The sequence below is a fragment of the Arcticibacterium sp. genome (genome assembly GCF_055134445.1).
The window spans coordinates 1-17,512 of record NZ_JBSRVI010000137.1; the positions used below are offsets into that span (position 1 = coordinate 1).

At 36.8% G+C, this 17,512-nt stretch carries 15 protein-coding genes; 1 reads left to right on the forward strand and 14 read right to left on the reverse strand.

The features are described 5' to 3' along the window. Positions 1-772: 772 nt before the first annotated feature. The 12 genes from ACTBZY_RS17800 to ACTBZY_RS17855 all read right to left on the reverse strand — a co-directional run bounded on the left by ACTBZY_RS17800 (position 773) and on the right by ACTBZY_RS17855 (position 13,551). Entirely contained in the window at positions 773-1,276 is a 504-nt protein-coding gene (locus tag ACTBZY_RS17800; protein ID WP_463047708.1) for a GNAT family N-acetyltransferase, read from the reverse strand. 147 nt (positions 1,277-1,423) lie between these two features. Further along, on the reverse strand, positions 1,424-2,725 hold the full coding sequence (locus ACTBZY_RS17805) for an MFS transporter (protein ID WP_463047709.1): 1,302 nt from the start codon (positions 2,723-2,725) through the stop codon (positions 1,424-1,426). A gap of 152 nt (positions 2,726-2,877) precedes the next feature. Then, positions 2,878-3,543, reverse strand: coding sequence for a bifunctional 4-hydroxy-2-oxoglutarate aldolase/2-dehydro-3-deoxy-phosphogluconate aldolase (locus ACTBZY_RS17810; RefSeq protein ID WP_463047710.1), 666 nt, complete (start codon positions 3,541-3,543; stop codon positions 2,878-2,880). Between the two features lie 42 nt (positions 3,544-3,585). Further along, complete coding sequence (locus ACTBZY_RS17815) at positions 3,586-4,626, reverse strand: PfkB family carbohydrate kinase (protein WP_463047711.1); 1,041 nt, start codon at positions 4,624-4,626, stop codon at positions 3,586-3,588. 59 nt (positions 4,627-4,685) lie between these two features. Continuing rightward, entirely contained in the window at positions 4,686-6,077 is a 1,392-nt protein-coding gene (gene uxaC, locus ACTBZY_RS17820) for a glucuronate isomerase (RefSeq protein WP_463047712.1), read from the reverse strand. A 35-nt stretch (positions 6,078-6,112) separates the two neighbouring features. Continuing rightward, positions 6,113-7,762: a UxaA family hydrolase gene (locus ACTBZY_RS17825; protein ID WP_463047713.1), complete on the reverse strand. Its 1,650-nt coding sequence runs from the start codon at positions 7,760-7,762 to the stop codon at positions 6,113-6,115. A gap of 46 nt (positions 7,763-7,808) precedes the next feature. Then, a complete protein-coding gene (locus tag ACTBZY_RS17830; protein ID WP_463047714.1) occupies positions 7,809-9,263 on the reverse strand; it encodes a tagaturonate reductase in 1,455 nt (484 codons plus the stop codon). Between the two features lie 49 nt (positions 9,264-9,312). After that, entirely contained in the window at positions 9,313-10,353 is a 1,041-nt protein-coding gene (locus tag ACTBZY_RS17835; RefSeq protein ID WP_463047715.1) for a pectinesterase family protein, read from the reverse strand. Then, a complete protein-coding gene (locus tag ACTBZY_RS17840; protein WP_463047716.1) occupies positions 10,338-12,236 on the reverse strand; it encodes a glycoside hydrolase family 88 protein in 1,899 nt (632 codons plus the stop codon). Before ACTBZY_RS17840 ends, ACTBZY_RS17835 begins: the two co-directional genes overlap by 16 nt. 6 nt (positions 12,237-12,242) lie before the next feature. Then, positions 12,243-12,581 (reverse strand): cupin domain-containing protein, encoded by a 339-nt coding sequence (locus ACTBZY_RS17845; RefSeq protein WP_463047717.1) that lies wholly within the window; start codon positions 12,579-12,581, stop codon positions 12,243-12,245. Between the two features lie 66 nt (positions 12,582-12,647). Further along, positions 12,648-12,935 (reverse strand): hypothetical protein, encoded by a 288-nt coding sequence (locus ACTBZY_RS17850; RefSeq protein ID WP_463047718.1) that lies wholly within the window; start codon positions 12,933-12,935, stop codon positions 12,648-12,650. A 37-nt stretch (positions 12,936-12,972) separates the two neighbouring features. Next, a complete protein-coding gene (locus tag ACTBZY_RS17855; RefSeq protein ID WP_463047719.1) occupies positions 12,973-13,551 on the reverse strand; it encodes an alpha/beta hydrolase fold domain-containing protein in 579 nt (192 codons plus the stop codon). Between the two features lie 721 nt (positions 13,552-14,272). Between ACTBZY_RS17855 and ACTBZY_RS17860 the strand changes: the two genes are divergently transcribed. Continuing rightward, a complete protein-coding gene (locus ACTBZY_RS17860; protein ID WP_463047720.1) occupies positions 14,273-15,175 on the forward strand; it encodes an EamA family transporter in 903 nt (300 codons plus the stop codon). Positions 15,176-15,238: 63 nt separating this feature from the next. Here the strand turns inward: ACTBZY_RS17860 and ACTBZY_RS17865 are convergent, their stop codons facing one another. Both ACTBZY_RS17865 and ACTBZY_RS17870 read right to left on the reverse strand, forming a co-directional pair. After that, on the reverse strand, positions 15,239-16,108 hold the full coding sequence (locus ACTBZY_RS17865) for a sugar phosphate isomerase/epimerase family protein (protein WP_463047721.1): 870 nt from the start codon (positions 16,106-16,108) through the stop codon (positions 15,239-15,241). 229 nt (positions 16,109-16,337) lie between these two features. Continuing rightward, positions 16,338-17,512, reverse strand: a 1,175-nt coding sequence (locus ACTBZY_RS17870) for a glycoside hydrolase family 28 protein (RefSeq protein ID WP_463047722.1), incomplete at its 5' end; no start/stop codon positions are given.

Here is a 17,512-nt window from a genome sequence, read left to right on the forward strand (position 1 = left end):
CAGATTGAAATTATCGACTAACAATTCGGGCAACAATAGCTTTACTAGTTCTTCCAATTTTATAGATGTTAAATTTCTCCAAAATTCAGAATTTAACAGCTATCCCCCAACTTTTGTTCTTGGTCCAGAATTTGAGCTTTTGATAGTTTCAGTTTAAAAACAGAAAATCCATACCAAAGCTTTGTACGTGAGCCTTCTTATTGACTATTGTTGAAAACCTATGTCTAAATCTGCGTATTTCTTATAAGATACTTGCAGTCATTGGATATTACTTGAATGCTAGTTAGTTTTTCTAGTTTAAAATTTATTTTATATTCTCTAGATAAGAAGTCACGGATTACCTTATCATGAATGGTCTTGTGAATGTAAGAAGCGATAGGTTAGTAGGCTTGTATTTTAGTAAGCGATTTCTCCTGCACCAAGTATTTAGTGCTTATGTAAATTGCTTGAGCACTAATGTTTCCTCAATCTTTAGACAAATTGTTCCACAGTTAGGGTTGAAATCAAATCCATTTATATTTCAATGACCGGTAGGGTGCTTAGAAAAAATGCTAACTCGGAATGAAATTGTTTGAATTTGGACTCTCATAGGACATAAGTATTTAGGGAAAGGTGAGGGCGAAAATGGATATACTTAGATTTGCCGTATTCTGATTCGAAATAGTCTTTGAATATTTGGGTCTGCCAAATAACGTTATCTGGTATGGTTAAATATGTCCGAAATTCGTATACTTTTGTAGTTTCGAGAGGGAGAGTTAATTGATTGTTTATACTAGTTAATAGGGTTTAATTCTAACATAGCGTCTTCCATTAAGAAGCCATTTCCAATTTCAATATCTTCGTTCTTAAGATGTTTAAATCCTAATTTGACATAGAAGTCATACGCCTTATTAAACTTGTTTACGTTTAGAGTAATTGAAGTTTGATGGTTAATAACGGCAATTTTTTGGACTTCATTAATCAGTCTTTTTCCTAAGCCTTTCCCCTGTAAGGAGGGCAAAAGGTAGATCTTATGAATTTTTGTTGATGTGGTATTGATGTAGTTCAACTGATAAGATATAAAACCAATAGGCTTGCCCAATTCTTCGGCTAAAAGAAAGATATGATTTAATTCACGTAATTGATTTTTCAGAGACTCATCCGAGTACATCATATGGAGCATGTAGTCAATTTGTTTTTCGGATAGTATGTCTTTAAACGTGGATGGCCAAATGGCTCTGGCTAGGCACTCAATAGCGGCCAAGTCCTGTTCTTCCGCCTGTCTTATTGTTATCATGTTATAAATTTACTAAAGCTCTTAAAAGCTACTTAAAAAGGATTGATTATTCTTTGTAACAAAAAAGCCACAATGAAGGATGTATTCTCTCCATTATGGCCTTCAGTATTTGAGGTAACTGTAAAAAATATTCTTTCTAATTGACAGTTACAATTTCACTTTATTCATTTTAGGTGCTAATAAATGCATAAGAAACCATGCCAAAAGGTAAGCAGCACCACAAATCAAGAACATGATGAAATACGCTTTTTCTATTTGACCAATTTCTCTGTAATGGACAAACAGATTTTTCTGAATAGCCCAAGAAAGAACAATTCCACCCATTCCACCGGCCATTCCACCTATTCCCACGACAGAGGCTGTTGCTTTCTTAGGAAACATGTCGGAAACGGTGGTGAAGATATTGGCACTCCAAGCTTGGTGAGCAGAAGCCGCAATACCTATAACCAAAACGGCCAACCACATATTGATTTCACCTGCCCACTGAGATAATACTACAGGTAGAACGCATAGGGCAAAAATGAACATTGACGTTTTACGTGCTTTAAATGCTGGCATATTTCTATTCATAAAATACATTGGTAAATAACCTCCACCTACACTTCCGATAGTAGAAATTAAATATACCACCGCCACCGGGATAGCCATTTCTATTAAACCTAAGTTATATTCACTTTGAAGGAAATCTGGTAACCAGAAAAGGTAAAACCACCAAATAGGGTCCGTTAGGAATTTACCAATTGCAAAAGCCCAAGTTTGCTTATATCCTAAAAGTTTAATCCAAGGCACTTTCTCCGCTTGACTTTCTTTCTCAATGGCCTCGTCCTCTATGTCGGAATGTATAAAATCATACTCTTCTTTGGTTAATTTTTTAGAATCACTTGGCGTGGTATAATACATTTGCCATAATACCAACCATATGAAACCAATTGCTCCAGTGATTATAAAGGCCCATTGCCATCCCCAAGCCACAGCAATAAATGGAACAGAAAGTGGAGCTACAATGGCTCCGATGTTGGTTCCTGAATTAAAAATTCCAGTAGCGAAGGCTCTTTCCTTTTTTGGAAACCATTCTGCCGTAGTTTTTATCGCTGCAGGAAAGTTCCCAGCTTCTGTAACTCCAAGAGCAGCTCTTGCTATCATAAATCCAAAAGCTGAATTTGCAAAGGCATGGCCTATTGCTGCTAAACTCCATAAGCCAGTAGCAGCTGCGTAACCCTTTTTGGTCCCCAGTTTATCTACTACTCTACCTGCTATTAGCATACCAAAAGAATATGCTAATTTAAATGCTATTTCAATGTTTGCATAGTCACCATCGTCCCAGTTCATGTCTTCAGAGAGCACAGATTTTAGAAGACTAATCACTTGTCTATCTAGATAGTTGACGGTAGTGGCAAAGAACACTAGAGCACAAATGGTCCAGCGGTAGTTTCCAACTTTTTTATTCATTTTTTGGTTTAGGGTTAAATTCGAGTCTTTATAAAAGACCACGTAATTTGTTGAAAATGAGGATATAAGTTATTCATAAACTTTATACCTCCATATACATAAACAGAAGACCTAATAGATTAGGCCTTCTGTTCATTTCTCTTGGATTGGAATTATCTTAGAGTCTTAATTAAATCTAGTGTTTCTTTCACTTTTGATTTAAGACCATCAAAATCTTTATTGCTCAAAATCTCTTTAGAAATTAACTGAGAACCCATACCTACACAAGTAACCCCGGCGTCAAACCAACCTTTTAAATTGGCTTCATCTGGAGATACACCACCCGTTGGCATAATACTGGTCCATGGTTGTGGTCCTTTAATTCCTTTGACGAATTTAGGCCCATATAAATCTCCTGGGAAAAGTTTTACAATCTCACATCCTAGTTCTTCTGCTCTAGCGATTTCTGTAAGACTACCGCAGCCTGGAGACCAAAGCACTTTTCTTCTGTTACAAACTAATGCGATATCTTCACGTAAAACTGGTGTAACGATGAAGTTAGCTCCTAAAGCCATGTACAAAGAGGCTGAAGCCGCATCTGTAACAGAACCAACCCCCAAAATCATACCTGGAAGTTCTTTAAGAGCATATTTGTTCAATTCTCCAAAAACTTCGTGAGCGAAATCTCCTCTTGATGTGAATTCCATCAATCTAGAGCCACCATCGTAACAAGCCTTTAAAACTTGCTTACACAACTCAATATCTGAATGAAAAAACAACGGAACCATTCCATTATCTTTCATTACTGTTGCTACTTCTAATCTTGAATATTTTGCCATTTTTTAGTTTTAAGTGTTATTACAAACTCATTTGCAATTATATTATCTTGCTACACGACCAGAGGCATCTCCGCCCATTAGTTTTTCAACTTCGGAAACGGTTACCAAATTGGCATCACCTTTAATGGTATGTTTTAGACAAGAAGCTGCTACAGCAAAATTCAATGCATTTTGGTCGTCCTCTGGATATTTTAATAAACCGTAAATAAGACCTCCCATAAAGGAATCTCCACCACCAACACGGTCTACGATATCTGTGATTTGATACTGAGGAGATTCAAACATGTTTTCACCATCGTACATTACACCAGCCCATGAGTTGTGAGAAGCAGAGATTGAACCCCTTAAAGTTGTAATTACTTTTTTAGCTCTCGGGAATTTCTCCATCATTTGTTTACAAACCGACAAGAATGCTGTGGCAGTGACATCATGACCTTGCGTGGTAATGTCTAAACCTTCTGGCTTAATTCCGAAATGTTTTTCTGCATCTTCTTCATTTCCTAAAATGATATCACAGTATGACGTCAATTCTGTCATAATAGCTTCTCTGTCTCCACCGTAGTTCCATAATTTAGCTCTGTAGTTTAAGTCTGTAGAGATAGTGATACCTTTTGCACTGGCAATTTTAACGGCCTCTAAGCAAGCGTCAGCAGCACTTTGAGAGATGGCAGGAGTAATACCTGTCCAATGAAACCAAGAAGCACCTTCAAAAGCCTTATCCCAGTCTACCATTCCCGGAGCAATTTCTGAAACAGATGAATTAGCTCTATCATAAACTACCTTACTTCCACGAGAAACTGCACCAGTTTCTAAGAAGTATATTCCTAGTCTTTCTCCTCCAAAAGCAATATGATTTGTCCCAACATTTCTTTTACGCATCTCCATAAGTGCACATTCACCAATATCATTTTTTGGTAAACGCGTAACAAATTCGGTAGGTACACCGTAATTCGCTAGAGAAACAGCAACATTGGACTCTCCTCCACCATAAACAACATCAAAGCTATTGGCCTGAGAAAATCTTAAAAAACCAGGAGGTGAAAGACGTAACATGATTTCACCGAAAGTGACTACTTTTTTCATTTTGTAATTAATTAACTATTTAAAGTTCTTATTAGAGTAATTGCATTGTAAAGCTAATATTAAAATCCAAAATACTCTTTTGTATTGTTATAACAGATGTCTTGAACAATTTTACCTGTCCATTTTATGTCATTTGGAAGTTCTCCATTTTCAATATCCTTTCCAAAAAGATTACAAAGAATTCTTCTAAAATATTCATGTCTTGGGAAAGACAAAAAGCTTCTAGAGTCGGTCAACATTCCCACAAAACGACTAATAAGCCCCATATTAGATAAGACATTCATCTGATCTTCCATGGCATCTTTTTGGTCTAAAAACCACCAACCAGAACCAAACTGAACTTTACCCGCTACGGAACCATCATTAAAATTACCAATCATCGTGGCAATCATGGCATTGTCGGCTGGGTTTAAGTTATAGATTACGGTCTTTGATAGTTGATTATTATCGTCCAACTTATCTAAAAATTTAGAAAGAGCTGCTGCCTGAGATAAGTCTCCAATACTATCCCATCCAGTATCAGGACCTAGCTCTCTTAAACGTCTTTTATTATTATTTCTTAGTGCTCCTAGATGGAACTGTTGCACCCAACCTAAATCAGAATACATCACACCTAGAAAATGAAGAATAGCAGATTTATACTCTAGGGCTTCTTCTGAAGAGATAGTTTGTCCTGATAAAGTCTTTTTAAAGATTTTATCAGCTCCCTCATTTGTGAAATCTGCTGAATAGATTTGTTCTAAGCCGTGGTCTGAAATTCGGCACCCATTTTCTTTGAAAAAATCGGCTCTTTTTCTCAGTGCCTTTTGTAAACCATCAAAATCTTTTATTTCTGAACCTACTATATCCCCTAAACGATTAATAAAGGAACAAAAATCACCATTTTCAATAAGTATAAACTTATCTGGTCTAAAGGCTGGAAACATGTTTACACCAGCATTATCATATGCGATATGGTGCTCTAATGAATCTAGGGGATCGTCTGTGGTACAAACCGCTTCTACATTCATTTTGGCTAAAAGACCCTGAACCGAAAATTCTTTTGTTTGTAACTTTGCAGTGGTTTCACTGTAAATAGCCGAAGCAGAATCGCCATTTAAAATGGTGTTAATGCCAAAGTATCTCTGAAGCTCCAGGTGTGTCCAATGATAAAGTGGATTTCTTAAGGTATAAGGCACTGTCTCTGCCCATTTTTGAAATTTCTCTTCGTCTGTTTTATTTCCAGTACAATAGGCTTCATTGATGCCATTGGCACGCATGGCCCTCCACTTATAATGATCACCAGCCAACCACGCATGACTAATATTTGTAAAATTGATATTATTCAATATCTGGTCTGGTGGTAAGTGGTTATGATAATCTATAATGGGCATGTGCTTAGCATACTCATGGTATAGGGTTTGTGCGGTTTTTGTTTCTAGTAAAAAATTGTCGTCGAGAAATTTTTTCATTCTATCAATTGGGTCGTTTTATATAGGTTGAGTATTTATAGGCTAACTCCTCTTTTCCAAGGAATAAAGTCGTCTTGTTGGTTAATAGTGGCTTTACATTGCGTTTCACCACTGGCTACAGCAATGATATAATCCAAAATTCTTTTACCGGTATCTTCAATTTTTTCTTCTCCTTCAATAATTGTCCCAGTATTGATGTCTATAATATCAGACATTTTTTGAGTCAACTTAGAGTTGCTAGAGACTTTTATAACAGGTGCTATAGGGTTTCCGGTAGGCGTACCTAAGCCAGTTGTGAAGAGTACAATGTTAGCTCCAGAACCTACCATCGCTGTCGTAGACTCCACATCATTTCCTGGGGTACAAAGTAGATTAAGGCCAGCTTTTTGAACCATTTCTGGATAATCTAAGACATCTGTAACAGGAGATGTTCCTCCTTTTTTAGCTGCTCCAGCAGATTTTATAGCATCTGTAATGAGTCCGTCCTTTATGTTACCAGGAGAAGGATTCATATCAAAACCAGAACCCGCCTTTTCAGCACTGGCGGCATAGGCTGTCATAAGGGCATTAAACTTTAATGCAATGGTTTCATCGATACACCGGTCGCTTAATTCCTGTTCTACACCGCATAATTCTGGAAACTCCGACAAAATAGTAGTGCCTCCAAGACTTACCAACGAATCACTCACGTAACCTAAAGATGGATTTGCAGATATACCAGAGAAGCCATCAGAACCACCGCACTCTAGACCCAATACCAATTTTGATAAGGGGGCTGGCTTACGTTCAAGTTTGTTTGCTTCCATTAATCCTGTAAAGGTCTTTTTTATGGCCTCGGTAATTAGTTTCTCTTCGGTTCCTTCTTGCTGCTGCTCTAAAAAAACGACAGGTTTATCTGTACAATTTCTTTTTAGAAGCTCTTCTTGAAGAATACTATATTGAGCGTTTTGACAACCTAAACTCAATACTGTCGCTCCAGCCACATTTGGGTGGGCTATATATCCAGCTAAAAGACCACATAAACTTTGGGCATCTTGACGAGTTCCACCACAGCCCATGTCATGATTTAGGAATTTCACACCATCTATATTTTCAAATATACGAGATGTCTTTTGATTTACTGCAACCGATTGCAATTCACTTTTCAAAATAATATCTGCAGATTCGCCGTTTTTGTATTGATTTATAAGATCGGCTGCAAAGTTTTTATAGGTATTGCTTTTGCCATAGCCTAACTGATTTACAAGTGCGTCTTTCATCACTTCTAAATTTCTATTTTCACAGAAAACCATTGGAAGAACAATCCAATAATTAGCCGTACCTACACTCCCGTTTGAGCGATGAAAACCATTGAAAGTTCTATCGGTAAATGAGCTAACATCTGGCTTATTCCAACTCGTTTTTCTGGAGCCTAATTTAAAAGGTGCTGCGGCATGTTTTACATTAAAAGTAGAAATCATACTGCCTGCAGGAATATCATACTGAGCTTTACCTACCAAAACGCCATACATATAAATCTCTTCTCCCTTTTTTAGGTCGCTTTGATTAAACTTATGCTTAGGAGCTATATCTTCTATTAATGTTACTCGTCTTTCGTTATAGACGATTTCTTCGCCTTTCTTTAAATCATCTAATGCTACAATAACATTATCTTCTGATTGTACTTTTAATACACGCTGTTTCATGAGCCTTTTCTTTAAGTATCTTTTTTGATAGGGTTTTGTCTATTATTTACCTCTCCAATGTAGAAAGAGTATTATAAATTTTCTCTACAAATCTATTTAGATTATTTAAGTTTTCTCCCCAAAGCTCCTCGTTTTGAAGAATCTTTTTGATTTTTTGCTCTAAAGGATGGTCTGAAGTCCAAACTTTATAGAAAAATGGAGCATTAGGGTCGTTGATAAGGTATTCTCTACCGTTTATTTCACCATAGTACATGTTATCCTTTAATGAAATGGCTTTTAAAAAACGAAGATGATACGCAAACCCTAATGACATCAACTCTGGAGCTTCGTTCTTAGAGTTAATATATGAGCGGATAAGAGGAAGACATCTTGCGGCCATTTTAGTACTGTAATTCACTGAAATCGAAAGCCATTGATGGTTTAAAAAAGGGTTTTTAAACCTGTCGATAACATTAAGTGCAAAAGCTTTCTTATCTCCTTCGGAGATATCTGAGGTTATCGAAGGTGAGATTTCTTCCAACATCAGCGTTTTGATAAAATTCAAAAAGGCTTCGTTTGCCATAGCATCTTTAACCAACTCAAAACCGGTAAGAAAGGCGAAGCCAGAAGAAAAGGTATGAGAGGCATTTAATAATCTCAGTTTTATCTCTTTGTGAGCCTCAATACTAGGAACCACAAAAGCTCCACTTTCTGGCGTACAAAAGCTTAGTTTTTCTTTAATTTCTGCGTCCCCTTCAATAGCCCAAAGAGCATAAGGCTCCACTATGATGGCATTATCATCCTTATAAGGAAGTGTTGAAGTGAAATTATTTTTCGCACTTCCTGGCACTATCCTGTCCACTAGGGTGTTACAAAATACATTCGCCGTTTTTATCCAGGAAAGAAACGCCTGGTCTTTATAGTTCTCTTCCGCCATTTGACAAACTATGCTTTCTAATTTAGTTCCGTTGTCAGAAACAAGTTCTGTTGGCAAAAAGATGAGCCCCTTTGATATGTCACCATTAAAGTGCTCAAACCTGATTTTCAAGAATGCCACTACTTTTCCTGGAAAGGATTCAGGGCAATTTTCTGCAGTTATTTTTTCATCATTATATGTAATCCCCACCTCAGTAGTATTGGAAAAAATATACTTTATTTCATCCTGTATAGACAATTTCAATACCGCATCCCACTGGGTGTTGGCTATCAAAATACGGCTAATGGAGGTACATATCTCGCTTTTATTAATTAGGGCATTATCCTTTATTCCTTGAGTCCCAACTGTATATAGGTAATCTTGACTAGCCAATGACGCTATGGAGCCACGTTCTGTAGACTTTACCATAACTATTCTGCCACAGAATTGGCCCTGTTTATTGGCATTGTCAATGATTAAATCTGGCAGCCCTTTTAAAAGCACTCCTGTACCAAACTGAACAATTCTTTCTGGAAACTCCAGTACTCTTTTATCAAACGACGCTAGAGGAATGGTTTCTAAATTTTTAAGAGATAAATGTTGCATTAGCTTATATGAGTAAATATTATTTTTGTAGCGGTGCTGGATTATTGCTCTACCACTTATTACCGAATACTTTTTTAAAGGAAAAATCTTTAGCATTCTTTTCTGTGTTATCCGCATGCCACTTAAAATCACCATCGTCTTTATGACAGTTCTTATAGTAAATCCTATGGCCCCATTGAAGATCACGGTCTCCAGATTGATAGATTTCTGCGTCAGCCATTTCTTTGCTAAAAGAGCAGTTGAATAGGTACATTTGAGCTTCTCTGTGGTATCTACCTAGTTTAAAACCGGGTTCACCTTCAAAACGACAGTTTATCAAAACCGATTTATCTGTTTCTTTAGAAGAACCGTCGTGCCAAATAGCGGCACTTTTATTATGGCATATAAAGAGTGTGTTTTCAATAATGGCATTTCCTCTTGGACAGTATAGATCTACATGTCCTTCTATGATACAATCGTTGAAATAAAACCGACCTCCTGCTACATTCCATGGACTGACGGTGTCTCCCCCGCCAGATCTAAAAATACATGCTAGAAACTTTATTCGTGTGGCACCGTCCATAGAGCGAAATGCGAATTGGTGCCCATCTTTTCTAACCATTTTAGAGCCTTCTTGCTCTCCTTTTTCTCGTGGAAGAAACTTTCTACTATCTCCACCCGCCTTTCCAGATTCATTTAAACAGTCGATAAGTACATCTCCGGAAACATCCAAACCATAGGTATTTAAAACGGTTATGCTTTCGAAAATCAAATCACTGGCCTCTACATTTATGGTAGCCGCTCCAAAATCATTTGAGTTTTCGCATCGCCAAAAATCCCTAGCCTGACTATAAGTTATAATAGCTCCTACTGCACTTTCCCCCTTTATTTTCAAATGATGCTTTGAACGGTCAATAAAAATCTTTTCATTATAAATTCCATTTTTTATAAAAATGGTTTTCATCTTACTGGTTTCAGAGACACTTCTTATGGCTTCTTGAATGGATGTAAAATCTCCTGAGCCGTCTTTGGCTACAGTAATTGTATTACCAAATGCAGCAAAGCAAACGGAGAGGGATAAAAGACATATTGAAATTATTTTACTAACCACTTAGCAAGGTCTTTTGAAGCTTGAAAATTCTGGTAACTGGCTGGTATTTTTCTTCCATCCACGTATTCGTTATAAAGCCAAGGGTCTCCTATTACCATAACTCTCCCTTTTTTATAAGATGTGGTCGCTAAAATAATATCTCCTTCTTTGCTTAAAACGGTTTTGCTTTTACCATCCGTTTTTAGGGTGACTAATTCTTTGATGTATACTTCTTTGGTATTTGGAAAAATAGCATTCCCAGAAGGAATAATCACGCTTCCCATTTCAAATTTATTTCCTATCACCATATTGATGTTTTTATCAGAAAATGTAATTCCAAAAGTAGAAGTCAAATTATTTGCATGTTCTAAGTCACAATGGTCAGCATCGTTGGTCATCACCAGTAAGGTTCCTCCTTTTTTTACCCACTTCTTGATATTTTTGATATCTACATTCGAGATGTAATTGGGAGCATCTGTTTCTTTCTCGTTGTCGGGGTCTACAATGATGTAAACATCTAAATCTTGCAAACTGTTTTTGGTAGGTTGAGTTTTCACCGCACTTATTTCTGCTCCTAGATTGGTGAATGCTTCGCCAAACCACTTAAAGCCAGAATGCAGCTTATCTTCCCAAGTGTAATGAAATTGTTCTTGCTTTCCATTATAACCTTCTCTAAACTCTTTGTTAAAGTGATAATCTAAACCCACTTTTTTACCTTTTCCCAAATTAGAATCTCCAATTAATTCCATCTCAAGTGCTGCAAAAATAAATGGCCCAACACCTTTAAGATCGTTTTGCTTCACTGGTTCGCTCAAATAGTATTCATATGTGCCATCTCTGTATGGATCTCCGCCCAAACCTCCTACACTTACGGCCTTTTCTAGGTTAACAGTTCCATCTGTATTATGGCTAATGAACTCTTTAAGAATGCCATTAAAACCCCTTATACCAGCTTCTTTAAAGGAGGCATCTATGTATCCCATTCTAGCACCCTTCAGTAAAGTATAAGTAAACATGCAAGATTCTGAAGCCTCGAGGTAATTACCTTCTTTTCCGGCCAAAGCAGTCATTTGCCACCAAACATCGCTTTTTTCATCCTGATATTTCACTAAAACAGGAGCCAACCTTTGCAAATATTGAATTAACGAAGCCCTCTCTGGATGGTGCTCTGGGAAGTAATCTAAAACTTCTACTAACGCCATAGCATACCAGCCAATAGCTCGGCCCCAAAAATGCGAAGAAAGGCCAGTAGTCTTGTCTGCCCAATCTTGCTCCTTGCTTGCATCATAACCATGATAGATTAATCCAGTTTCTGAATCCACTGCATATTTTTCTATAAGGCTAAATTGCTTGGCAATGTGATCAAAATGTTCTTCGTGATTGAAAAGCTTACTGTATTCCGCAGAAAACGGTTCTGCCATATATAATCCATCTAACCACATTTGGTTTGGATAACGAAGTTTATGCCAATACCCACCATCTTCGGTCAACGGTTGATTTTCTAATTGCGACCACAGCAAATCTGCGGCCTGCTTATATTTATCCTTTTTAGGCAGCGATTGCTGATATAACATTAGGAGTGCCCGTCCTGTAGAAATGTTATCCAAGTTGTATTCCTCCAAAGGATAGGTTCTAATGCTGCCATCCTCATCTACATACCTGTCAATGTCGTTTTGGATATAATTAAAGTACTTTGGATCTGCAGTACTCCTCCATACTTTTTCAATGGCCTTAAGTATTAGACCTTGCTCATAATCCCATCTGGCTGGCTTATTTTCCTTAACAGCAATAGAATCTTTATGATTTTTCATAAAAGAAAGTGCCATTTTCTCAGACCAGTTTTCTTGACCAAAAGCTGTAATGCCCATACAGCAAACGGTTAAAATTAAAATTATCTTCCTCATATTATTTCAAATGAAATCTGCCCTCATCGGATTAAAAGTGTCAACCAAAACTCCTTCTTCTAAGCACACTACGCCGTGCACTAGATCAGGAGTTACAAAAAAAACATCTCCTGCTTTTAAAACTTTCTTTACATTATCAATACATACTTCAAACATCCCGCTGGCTATATAACTAGCTTGAGAATGAATGTGATGGTGTAAATCTCCGATTCCACCTTTTTCAAAAGCTACCTTTACCACCATCATCTCTTCACTATAGGCCATTATTTTTCTCTTAATGCCATTTCCCAAATCTTCCCATTCTATTTCACTGTCAGCTATTAGGGCTTTGTTATTCTCAGTCATTTTTTATTTCAATTGTTTTTAAAAATATGTCTATATAATCTGCGGTGTCCTTAAACCATAAATCCATTAATGGAAATACTGTGGAGCATTAAAAGTATGAACTTCGGAATAAATACCGTATTCGTTCAACTTGTCGATATAATCGTCTCTGCCGGCATGCATGCTGGCATCTGAGCTATTTAGAAATAATATAGGTGGTGAAAGCGGACTCACATATGTCAAAGCACTAGCTTCAATCCACAAATCGGGATTTTCTTCTTTGCTATAACTAAAATAATGTGTGGCCGTAGATATAGATTTGCTGTTGTTTCCTTCTCCAGAATCTTGATGTATGTAAGCCAGTATTCCATCCACATCAATTACTGCATTTACGGCCGAACTCTCCTTACTATCAAAAGAACTGTTTTCGTATTATAGGATTGTCTGGAGTGGCTCCTATAAAGACCGCCATTTGACCTCCGGCAGAATAATCTGCCAATACAAGCTTTTCCTTATCTATGCCATATTTCTCTGCGTGTTGCTTAACCCATTTAATGGCTGTTTTTATATCTATCACTGCAGCGGTATTAAGAGCATGCGTAGATAAGCTATAAGCGGGTGTAAAAAGCACATACCCTCTTACGGCCAGCTCCTTAGTAAGTTCATGAAGTTGAGATTTGTCTCCGGTTCTCCATCCTCCGCCATGAATGAAAATGATTGCGGGTAATTTATTCTTTGCAGTAGGACTAAAAATTTCAACTAATAAAGAATAATTATCTGCCGTGCTATAAGTAAGGTCATATATTGAGAACACTTCAGTGACATTGGCAGTTGCAATTTTAGCATTTGGAAGGCCTCTTTGAGCCCACCTTAAAGAACTATGATTATTAAAAGACGTATCCGTTTTTTCTGTTATCCCCGCCAAGCTATTACCTTCCGTGTTTTGAAAAGCTAATAGGATTAAAACGGATAATAAATTCTCAATTCTCATTTCTTAGCAAATAATTTTACGGCGACTATTAACTTTCTAGCTCGAAGTTCTACACTTGCTAAAGGTGGGTCATCCTACCTTTAATTCACTTTCGTTATGTTTATGCAAGGAGTTAAAAAAGCTAGATTAAAAGGCTTTAAAAATGTATGAGAAGAACATTAGGTCTAGATTAAACCAAAGAGGCTCATTCCAATAGGCCGCGTTCGGTCTAAACCCAAAACCAGTCTCCCTACAACTTCAAAGGAAATTAATATTTTGATAAGAAAAATACGATTTGACTAATAAATCTACGGCATCGTTCCCGATAACGATTGCGTAAATAAAGTCCTGTATTTGATTGGATTATCGACTTTTAAATTTTTAGAATTGTACTTTATAGTCATTGAAATAAGTGGGTCTGGCTTGACAGCTAAATCTTAAGTTTAGTTTGCTAAGCACTGATAAGGCTAGCCTTGAGGGGATGAAGGTTTAATATTTTAAAGTATAGTAATTTTGCTATACCTTTTTTCAAGCTGATGCCTTAATAATTCTTTTGGACTCTCGTTACGTGCTTTTGTAGCAGTATAAAACATAGGGCAGTTTGTAATAGCTGATTGTGAGTCATCTATGATTCTTATTTGTCACTACTTAAACACTCATTGAGATTCTCTTTTACATAATTCGGGTTAAACATAAAGTGAAATCAGTTTATATAATTTAGTAAACAAGTATCTTCGCGGCTATGTGGATGTATTTAGGTCTTTTAGCGGCACTTTTTTTAGGATTACATAATTTATGCAAAAAGCATGCGGTACGAGGGAATGAAATCTTTCCAGTACTTTTAGGGACCGTCTCTGCTGGTTTTCTATTGATATTACCCTTTTTTATAGGCTCGTATTTTTATCCAGAATACACTCAGAAGTTAGGTTTTTATATAGAAGATATTTCTTGGAAGGTGCATGGGTTTATTTTTATTAAATCCATGATTATGGCAGCTTCTTGGCTTTTGGCCTATCAGGCTTTGAAACATCTCCCAATTACCATTGTGACACCTATTCGCTCTGCGGGACCATTTTTTACCTTTATTGGAGCATTATTGATATATCAAGAAAGACCTAATCCTTGGCAGTGGGTTGGTTTTTTTACCATTATCTTTTCGGTGCTATTGTATTCTCGGATTGGGAAAATGGAAGGCATAAATTTCAAAAGCAATAAATGGATTTATGCGATTATTGGAGCCACTTTTCTGGGAGCTAGCAGTGGCTTGTATGATAAATTTTTGATACAAAGTCTAGAGCTAACGCCCCAAACTTTACAGTTTTGGTTTTGTTGGTACACCATTCTCATCTTGTTGGTGATATTATCTATTACTTGGTTTCCTTTTAAGGTAAAGAGACAAGCTTTTGTTTGGAGATGGAGCATCCCTGCTGTGGGTGTCTTATTACAGACCTCAGACTATTTTTATTTCAAGGCCCTTCAAGATCCAGAGGCTTTGATTATGCTGCTTTCTGCCATTAAAAGAAGTCAGATATTGATTGCTGTGTTAGTAGGAGGTTTTATCTTTAAAGAGAAAAACAAACGGAAAAAGTTAATTCCTTTGGTGGGAATCATGATTGGAGTAGCCTTAATTATGTTCTTTAAATAGGAAAAGCCAACCCTATAATATGGAGTTGGCTTTTCAAAATTGTTCAAAAATGTGTATTTGGGCTTAGTTAAATCCGAACTTAATCAAACCTTTTTTGCTTAGTTTTAATGCTTCCATCGGTTCCATACCGTCAAAAACTTGATCTTGCTCCACGATATAATATTTCATACCTGAAAGCTTAGCCTTATCTAATATTTTTTTAAAGTCAATATTTCCTTGACCTACTGGAGCAAATCTACCTTGCTCATCCATGTCTTTTACATGCCAAATTTTAAATCGTCCTGGATATTTTTCAAAGTAGGAGATTGGGTCGGCACCTGCTTTGGTTACCCAGTAAAGGTCCATTTGAAAGTTTACGTATTTAGGATCTAGGTGTTCAAGTAAATACTCGATAGGTACTATTCCATTAGCATCTTCTTTAAACTCGAAGTCATGATTATGATAAAGAAACTCTAAGCCAGCTGCTTTTGCTTTACGAGAAATTACGTCTAAAATATTTGTTAGTTTCTCTATATCATCTTCCATGGATAGTGTTCTAGTTTTAGGGTCAAACTTAAACATTCCCATAGGAGGTACAGGTGCTATGAAATATTTAAAACCCGCTGCTTTTACATCTGCCACTAATACATCAGCATTATCTAAAGTCATAGAACCCATGTGAACGCTGATGGGTTTTAAGCCTAAGCTTTTTAAATAAGCTTTGAATTCTTTCGGAGCCATGCCATAGAATTTACCGTCCTTATAGTCTACGGCCTCTATATACTTATATCCTAATTCTGAAACTTCTTTCAGTGTGGCTTTGGCGTCTTTGCCCATTTCGTTTCTAACCGTGTATAAGGTCGTTCCACCCCACTTGTCTTGAGCCATCATAGACGTACTCATAGAGCATATAAGGATGAAGGTAAAAATCCTCGTGAAAAATGTTCTCTTCATTTTTATAGTTTAGATAAATTGTTTTTTTTCAAAATGTAAAACTACTTAATGTATGAGTAAATCAAGAAAGTTTTAGACAGAATAGGAGCTTAATTCGATGTAATCCTTACTCTATTTGTTTTGCTGCGTTTGAGAGAGCTCACATAATCTTATGGGAGCTTACATTGGAAAAATAAAACCAGCCCCAAAGACCAGACATTAAAATGTCTAGAAATGCGTTATTACAACTTTAATGCTGCCAAATTAATGATTTCTTAGAAGCCTTGCCATAGAAAATTGCTTTATCCTTTACACCTGAAACGGAGGTATTGGTAATGTTTATTAGTTTAGAATTAGCCCCGCTTACTTCTAGAAAAACAGTCTTTCCTTTTTCGTATTCTAAATTGTCAATATTTAGATTTTGTACATTATTTAGTTGTACCACACTCTTTTTATCGGTAGTTTTTATTTTAACGTTGGTCAGTGTTATGTTTTTAGCTTCTGTTAACTGTATGCCGTTATCAGCTGTAATGTTAGTATTGCTAATTTTGACGTTCTCTATCATTGCTTCTGGAATTCCACGCATCATAATGGCGGTTTCCGCTCCTTTGCAATATACCTTGTCAATGATAAAGTTTCTAAAAATTGGTGTCCCCTCATTGATAAGCTTTGGCTCTATTGGAGGTAAGCTATGGTCTAAAGCCACGGGGTCAATGGCCTCATAATACATATTGAAACGTATGGCGTCTCCCTTGATATTATTCATGTTGATATTGGATATGAATATGTTCTCTACTACGCCACCACGGCCTCTGGTTGTTTTAAATCTCAAACCAATGTCCGTACCCAAGAAATTACAGTTGTTAACAAATATATTATTTACCCCTCCAGACATTTCAGAGCCAATCACAAAGCCACCGTGACCATGAAATACGGTAGTGTTTCTAATGATAAAGTTTGAGGTAGGAATCCCTCTTTTTCTCCCTTGTTCATCTCTACCAGATTTAATCGTAATGGCGTCGTCACCAGTATCAAAAGTGCAACCTTCTATAATACCATTGGTACAAGATTCCACATCTATGGCATCATTGTTTTGTCCATACCATGGGTTCTTTACATTGACATTTCTGATAATTATGTTTTTGCAAAGCATAGGATGTAATGTCCATGCCGGTGAGTTAAGAAACGTTATCCCTTCAATCAAAACATTTCTACAGTTGGTTAAACTTACCATATTGGGGCGTAAGAAGTCTCTAATTGCTTCGTAGTCGGCTTTTGTTTTACCCTCAGTTTTTTGGTTTGTCCATTCATGGTTTTCGTTTCCATATTTGGATTGCTGCGAAGGATACCAAACTAACCCTTTGTCGTCCACCACTCCACCAGATTCTATCAGACTTTTCCACTGCGTGTCTGTCAATTTAGACC

Bases quoted from the DNA above. Each gene is read 5' to 3' on its own strand.
- ACTBZY_RS17800 (WP_463047708.1), bottom strand. From the start codon at position 1,276: ATGATAACAATAAGACAGGCGGAAGAACAGGACTTGGCCGCTATTGAG.
- ACTBZY_RS17805 (WP_463047709.1), bottom strand. From the start codon at position 2,725: ATGAATAAAAAAGTTGGAAACTACCGCTGGACCATTTGTGCTCTAGTG.
- ACTBZY_RS17810 (WP_463047710.1), bottom strand. From the start codon at position 3,543: ATGGCAAAATATTCAAGATTAGAAGTAGCAACAGTAATGAAAGATAAT.
- ACTBZY_RS17815 (WP_463047711.1), bottom strand. From the start codon at position 4,626: ATGAAAAAAGTAGTCACTTTCGGTGAAATCATGTTACGTCTTTCACCT.
- uxaC (WP_463047712.1), bottom strand. From the start codon at position 6,077: ATGAAAAAATTTCTCGACGACAATTTTTTACTAGAAACAAAAACCGCA.
- ACTBZY_RS17825 (WP_463047713.1), bottom strand. From the start codon at position 7,762: ATGAAACAGCGTGTATTAAAAGTACAATCAGAAGATAATGTTATTGTA.
- ACTBZY_RS17830 (WP_463047714.1), bottom strand. From the start codon at position 9,263: ATGCAACATTTATCTCTTAAAAATTTAGAAACCATTCCTCTAGCGTCG.
- ACTBZY_RS17840 (WP_463047716.1), bottom strand. From the start codon at position 12,236: ATGAGGAAGATAATTTTAATTTTAACCGTTTGCTGTATGGGCATTACA.
- ACTBZY_RS17845 (WP_463047717.1), bottom strand. From the start codon at position 12,581: ATGACTGAGAATAACAAAGCCCTAATAGCTGACAGTGAAATAGAATGG.
- ACTBZY_RS17855 (WP_463047719.1), bottom strand. From the start codon at position 13,551: ATGAGAATTGAGAATTTATTATCCGTTTTAATCCTATTAGCTTTTCAA.
- ACTBZY_RS17860 (WP_463047720.1), top strand. From the start codon at position 14,273: ATGTGGATGTATTTAGGTCTTTTAGCGGCACTTTTTTTAGGATTACAT.
- ACTBZY_RS17865 (WP_463047721.1), bottom strand. From the start codon at position 16,108: ATGAAGAGAACATTTTTCACGAGGATTTTTACCTTCATCCTTATATGC.